Raw genomic sequence first — 6,232 nt, forward strand, 5'->3', positions numbered from 1 at the left:
CGGCAGCGGCAAGGTAAATCTCAAAGCGGTAAAGGATCTGGCGATAGAGCTAGGGCTGTAAATCTCAAGCTTTTAAATTTGCGCCCTAGATTTTAAATTTACGCCTCGTAGCGCTATTCGCGCGGGATAATACAAAGAGGACAAAGCTTCTAAATTTTAAATTTATGCCTTGTCGCGCCGCATAGTTTTGCGGTTTTTCGCTCCTAGCGGCGGGCGATCTCGCGGTCGCGGCGGCGGTTTATTTTGGGCGACAGCCGCGTGCGGTTGCAGCACAAAATATGCTAAATTTTGCAGAGGCGAGTCACTGCTGATCCTACGATTTTTCGCGGTCGCGGCGCCAGATTTATGCTAAATTTTGCTAGTAGACGGCAGCCACTCGCTGCGCAGATAGACAAAATTTTACATTAAACGGCGCGCGAAATTTCACGGCAGAGCTGCGGGGAGAATTTTTACGGCGTGCGTGCGGAAAGAAATTTTCAATGGCGTATGTGCGGAGAGAAATTTTAGCGACATCGATTCCCGCTTCGCCGCTTATAAAATTTGCAAATTTTATTTCCCGAACGTTCGCCGATTATTATGCCGACGAGGTTTATAAACCGCGACGCAAACTCCCAGCTTCGTCCTTCCGCCGTCGCGGCGGCTAAATTTTATCTACTCGTGCGCTACTACGTGCGCCTCGAAGTCAATCTGTATTTACGCTAGAGCAAAGTAACGCACAGCCAAATTTAAAGGATAAATTTCATTCGTGCAGATTAAAATTTTAAAATTTCAAAGCCGTTTAAATTTAACCGAAGTCGGCAGAGCTAAATTTTAAAAAAGTCTAAGCTTTAAGGATTTTAAAAAAGATGAAAGTGCCGCGAAGCGCACGCTCCACGGCAAATTTAAAGGAGGACTATTTAAAAGATGGAGCGATCTGCGCTACCCACGCTTCGATGCGGCTCTCGGTGAGGTCGCTTTGATTGTCATTGTCTAGCGCGAGGCCAACAAATTTGCCATCCACTACGGCCTTACTCTCGTCAAACTCATATCCGTCGGTAGGCACTGCACCTACGATATTTGCACCCGCTTTTTTGAAGTTATCGTATAGCTCGCGCATTGCGTTGCAGTAAGCGTCGCTGTAGCTTGAGCTATCGCCCATGCCGAAAATCGCGACGGTCTTGCCTGAGACATCAAGGGCTGAAAAATCAAAGCCCGCCCAGTCGTCTTGTAGCTCGCCGTCGTTCCATGTGGAGCTGCCGATGATGAGCGCGGTGTATTTATCTAGGTCTGCAGGCGCGATGTCCGCAACGTTTTTAAGCTCATTTTCGATGCCGAGCTTTTCCGAGATCAGCTTCGCAGCGTCCTCAGTATTGCCCATCGAGCTTCCAAAAATAATTCCAACCATTTGGTATCCTTTTAATAAATTTTGTCGGTGAGCTTGTATGGTACTAATTTCATAATGAAATTTCCCTTAAAGCATTCGCTTTTTATCTCGACGTGGCGGTTAAAATTTTCATTTTTTGGATAGACAAGATACAGGGCATCGAGGTTTGCTCCGCGGCAAAGCTCTAGCGCTTTTTTTATATCATTATCATAAATGGCTGAATTTTGAGGTAGAATTTTTTTAAAGCTCGTAACCACGCCTAGGCTAAAACCGCTCTTGCGAACTACGATGAGCTCGCCTGATTTGCCCACAAGCTGCAGCTGTGCGCCTGCATTGCGAAGCGCGATTTTGCAAAATACGAAGTTGCAAAACGCATCGTCTCCGTTTAGCAGCAATCCGCTACGCAGACTCACGATTGCGCTAGTTAGCTTATAAGCGGGCTTGGCGGCAAATACAGGCAGCGGCATATCGCGCAGATAGGCAAAGATTATCGCATTATCCGCCGTACAGAATTTCACGGCGGGCTTGAAGCGGTAAATTTTGCGAGCACCGCGCCTAAGTTCGGAAGCGATAAAATTTAAAAATGCCGCTCGAAACTGCGAAGCGCCCTTTAAATTTGCGGGCAGAATTCTATAATCCGCATTAACGTTAAAATTATATAGAGCTAGCATCGCCCGCGCTCGCGAAGCCGCATTATAATCCCGCAGTGTCTCTGGCACAATCTCGCGCCCGTTCGCATCAAAGCCAAAAATCTCGCCACCAAAGAATTTCTTATTAAAAGTTTCGGCATTTAAAATTTCATCATCAATAAGCTCATTATCGCGCTGCAGATCCGCTTTTTGGCGTTTTTCGCGCGCCGCGATATCTCGTTTTGGCGCGGCAATATCTCGTAACAAAGCTGATTTCTCGTCCGAACGCTTAGTGCAGAAAAAATTCTTTTGCGCGGAGCTAGTGTCATAAAAAGCCCTTGCTGTCAAATTCCTATTTGCGCCGCCTTTTTGCGCACTCTTTGCAGCATGCAGCTTAGAGGCATTATGATTAAGCACGCCCGATTTACCGCTTGAAAATTTTTTAAATTTGCCGCTAAATTTCTTGCTTTCGGCGTGCGCAAAGCAAGTAGCGTTAAATTTGCTAGAATTTAAGAAATCCTTGGAATTTAGCTCGCCAGCTTCATCTTTGTAAGCATTTGATTGCGGCGCAGTGCACGATTTTTTAACCGCTTGCTTGGGCTTGCCGGCATTATTTAAATTCCTTGGAATTTTAATCATCTTCGCAAGGTCTGCAACCGAATTCTTGATTTAAATTGAAAACCTTACAGTATTCGCAAAATACGCAGCTAACGCTTCTTTTAGCGCATACGAGCGGAATTTTGCGCTTTTTTACTTCGCCTTTGATCTTTTTCATCGTGTTGTGGTTTAAAAAGCTCGTAAGCATAACGACACACTCGGTATCTTGCGGGATCGGCTTACGATTTACGCGATTTTCGTTTCGTGCATCCCAGTGCTCGATGTTACTCGCGCCAAGGTCTTTTAAAACCGCCTTAATGGGTGTAATCTCATCTGCTCCTATAACTAAAACGTTCATTTCATCCCCTTTTATGATTGATAGTCGTTATTATAACAGAGAAAGATTAAATTTAACTGATAATATATATAAAAATTTGAAATTATAGGCCGGAATTTTACCGGCTTATATTTGATATTTACTCGCTTAAAGCTAGACTTACTGCCGCATCGATGTGGATCTGCGTAGTATCAAATAGCTGCGCGGCGGTATCTGCTTGCGATACGAGCAGCCCGATCTCCGTGCAGCCCAGTATCACGCCCTGCGCACCGCGAGCCCTAAGTCCTTCAATGATCTGCAAAAATTTCTTCTTGGAATGTGGTAAAATTTTACTAAAGCAAAGCTCATTAAAAATTACTTCGTTTACCGCTTCCATTTCGTCCGCGTTCGGCACGAGCACCTCTACGCTGCCATCTATCAAGCGCTGTTTGTAAAAATCCTGCGTCATCGTGTAGATCGTGCCGAGCAGCCCTACTTTTTGCACGCCACGTTTTCGCAGCTCATCTAGCGTGGCGTCCGCGATATGCACGAAAGGCACGGAGATAGCGGCATTTATCGCCTCGTAGCACTTATGCATCGTGTTAGTGCAAAGAAAAATATAATCCGCGCCGCCGCCTTGCAAAACTCGCGCGTGACGAGCTAAAATTTCACCTGCCCTGTCCCACTCATTATCTCTTTGACACCGCTCGATCTCGTCGAAATTTAAGCTACTTAGCAGGATTTCGCCGCTACTTAGCCCACCTAGACGCTCGTTAATTTTGCGATTGATCCCATCATAATAGGTAATCGTAGATTCGTAACTCATGCCGCCGATTAGTCCGATTTTTTTCATGGATTTTCCTTTTGGAATTTAACGAAATTCCTGGGTCACAAATTCTGCGACCTGGAATTCTAAAAACTAACTACAAAGCTTAAGCATTCTCGCTCGCGACGCCCGCAGAGACAACCTCATCGCCGAAATCGGCATTCGCAAGCCGCTTGAGCTGGCGGTAACGCCTCATCGCGTCGGCTTTGTTTGCCTCATAAAGCTTGCTCGCGTGCTCAGGATCGATCTTTTTAAGCGCGTTGTAGCGCACTTCGTTTAGCAAAAATTCCTCATAAAGGCTCCAGTCGGGCTCTTTGGATGAAATTTTAAGCGGATTTTTGCCCTCCGCCGCGAGCCGCGGATCGAAGGTGTAGGTCGGCCAATAGCCGCATTTGCTCGCAAGCTCGGCTTGATCGCCGGAGCTGCCCATGCCGCCTTTGATGCCGTGCGCGATACACGGCGAATACGCGATGATGAGACTAGGTCCCGGGTAGGCCTCCGCCGCCATGATCGCCTTTAGCGTCGCGGCTTGGCTTGCGTTGGAATTTACCTGTGCAACGAAGATGTTACCGTAAGTCATCGCGATTTGGCCTAGGTCTTTTTTCTGAACGCGCTTGCCGCCTGCGGTAAACTGCGCGATCGAGCCGCGGCGGCTAGCTTTAGAGCTCTGTCCGCCGGTGTTTGAGTAAACCTCCGTATCCAGCACCAGCACGTTTACGTCCTCGCCGGTAGCCAGCACGTGATCAAGCCCGCCGTAGCCGATGTCGTAGGCCCAGCCGTCGCCGCCGATGATCCACTGCGATTTTTTGTTTAGATACTGCTTCAGTTCTAAAATTTCACGAACCCCCGGTGCGTCCAAATTTTGTTCTAGCAGCGGCACCAGCCTATCTCTAATCTGAGCGGATTTTAGCGTATCGTCTCTGTTTTCGATCCAGTCGTGATAAAGCGCCTTTAGCGCGTTTGGCACGCTTGAGAGCGAGCCTAGCATCAGATCCTCGATCTTATGGCGCAGCGTCTCGCTTGCGATCTTCATTCCCAGCCCAAACTCGGCGTTATCCTCAAAAAGTGAGTTCGCCCACGCGACGCCGCGGCCGTTCTCGTCCTTGCGGTACGGCATCGAAGGCGCCGATCCGCCGTAGATCGAGCTACAGCCCGTGGCGTTGGCTACGATCATATGATCGCCGAAAAGTCGCGTGATCAGCGTGATATACGGCGTCTCGCCGCAGCCCGGGCACGCGCCGTGAAATTCAAAATACGGGCGGGCAAAGCCCACGCCCTTGACGCTTGATCTGTCCATCAAATCATCTTTGTATCTTACGTGCTCGAATAAAAAGTCTGCGCTTTCTTGCTCGCCCTTTGCGAGTTCTTCTTCAAGCGGCACCATGACGAGCGATTTTTCCTTGCTCGGGCAGTTTTCGGCGCAGAGCGCGCAGCCCGTGCAATCTAGCGGGCTTACTTGGATCTTGTATTTTAGCCCCTTCAGCTCCTTGCCCTTGGCTTCTAGCAGGTGATCTTTTAAATTTAAAGGCGCGGCGGCCTCGTCCTTTTCGTCTAGCAAAAACGCTCTGATTACTGCGTGCGGGCAGACGAAGGCGCACTGGTTGCACTGGATGCAGTTTTGCTCGATCCATTTAGGCACCATGACGCCCACGCCGCGCTTTTCAAATCGCGTCGTGCCCGCATTAAACCCGCCGTCCTCGTGCCCTAAAAACGCCGAGACCGGCAAGCTATCGCCGTGCGCCGCGTTCATCGGTTTTACGATCTTTTCTATAAATTCGTCGCCCTTGTATTTGTCGTTTGTATCCGTCGCGTCGTCCTTTAAATTTACCCATGCAGGATCGATCATTACCTGCACCAAAGCGTCCGCTCCCCTATCGATCGCGTCGCAGTTCATCGCCACGACCGCCTCGCCCTTTTTGGCGTAGGTTTTCTTGGCGTATTCCTTCATATAGCTCTGCGCCTGCTCAAACGGGATGATGCCGCTAAGCTTGAAAAACGCCGATTGCATGATCGTATTGGTGCGGCCTCCGAGCCCTATATCGCGTGCTAGTTTGGTGGCGTTTAGAATGTAAAATTTTACCCGTCTTTGGGCTAGAATTTTTTTGACCTTGTTTGGAAGCTTTGCCGCCGTCTGCTCGGCATCCCAGATGGAATTTAAAAGAAAGGTCCCTCCCTCTCGGATGCCCCCGATGACGTCGTAGATGTCCAGATACGCAGCGACCGAGCAGGCGACGAAATGCGGATTTGAGACGAGATAGGTCGAGCGGATCGGTCTTTTGCCGAAGCGCAGGTGCGAGCGCGTGTAGCCGCCCGATTTTTTGCTGTCGTAGGCGAAATACGCCTGCGCGTAAAGATCTGTTTTGTCGCCGATGATTTTGACGGAATTTTTATTCGCGCCCACGGTGCCGTCTGCGCCCAGACCGTAAAACAGGCACTCGGTCTCATCCTCGCTGCCGAGCGAAATTTTATCTCCCACGGGCAGGGATAGATGCGTCACGTCG

General features: G+C 49.1%; 6 protein-coding genes. 1 reads left to right on the top strand and 5 read right to left on the bottom strand.

The features are described from left to right. Window positions 1-576 precede the first annotated feature (576 nt). Window positions 577-702 carry a hypothetical protein gene (locus tag Q0140_RS11875; RefSeq protein WP_297964848.1) on the top strand — a complete coding sequence of 42 codons (126 nt, stop codon included), beginning with the start codon at window positions 577-579 and terminating at the stop codon, window positions 700-702. Window positions 703-892: 190 nt separating this feature from the next. Here the strand turns inward: Q0140_RS11875 and fldA are convergent, their stop codons facing one another. From fldA to nifJ, 5 genes are all read right to left on the bottom strand, one after another. Further along, window positions 893-1,384, bottom strand: a complete 492-nt coding sequence (fldA, locus tag Q0140_RS11880; protein WP_297922478.1) for a flavodoxin FldA — start codon at window positions 1,382-1,384, stop codon at window positions 893-895. 11 nt (window positions 1,385-1,395) lie between these two features. Beyond that, window positions 1,396-2,631 carry a hypothetical protein gene (locus Q0140_RS11885; protein WP_297964850.1) on the bottom strand — a complete coding sequence of 412 codons (1,236 nt, stop codon included), beginning with the start codon at window positions 2,629-2,631 and terminating at the stop codon, window positions 1,396-1,398. Continuing rightward, a complete protein-coding gene (locus tag Q0140_RS11890; protein WP_005870807.1) occupies window positions 2,624-2,947 on the bottom strand; it encodes a DUF2325 domain-containing protein in 324 nt (107 codons plus the stop codon). The genes Q0140_RS11885 and Q0140_RS11890 overlap by 8 nt, the downstream gene beginning before the upstream one ends. 118 nt (window positions 2,948-3,065) lie before the next feature. Then, window positions 3,066-3,758 carry an aspartate/glutamate racemase family protein gene (locus tag Q0140_RS11895; RefSeq protein ID WP_297964852.1) on the bottom strand — a complete coding sequence of 231 codons (693 nt, stop codon included), beginning with the start codon at window positions 3,756-3,758 and terminating at the stop codon, window positions 3,066-3,068. A gap of 79 nt (window positions 3,759-3,837) precedes the next feature. Beyond that, the coding region (nifJ, locus tag Q0140_RS11900; RefSeq protein WP_297964853.1) for a pyruvate:ferredoxin (flavodoxin) oxidoreductase at window positions 3,838-6,232 on the bottom strand (2,395 nt) is incomplete at its 5' end.

Origin of the sequence: uncultured Campylobacter sp., from assembly GCF_938045405.1 — a bacterium.
Lineage (GTDB): Bacteria > Campylobacterota > Campylobacteria > Campylobacterales > Campylobacteraceae > Campylobacter_B.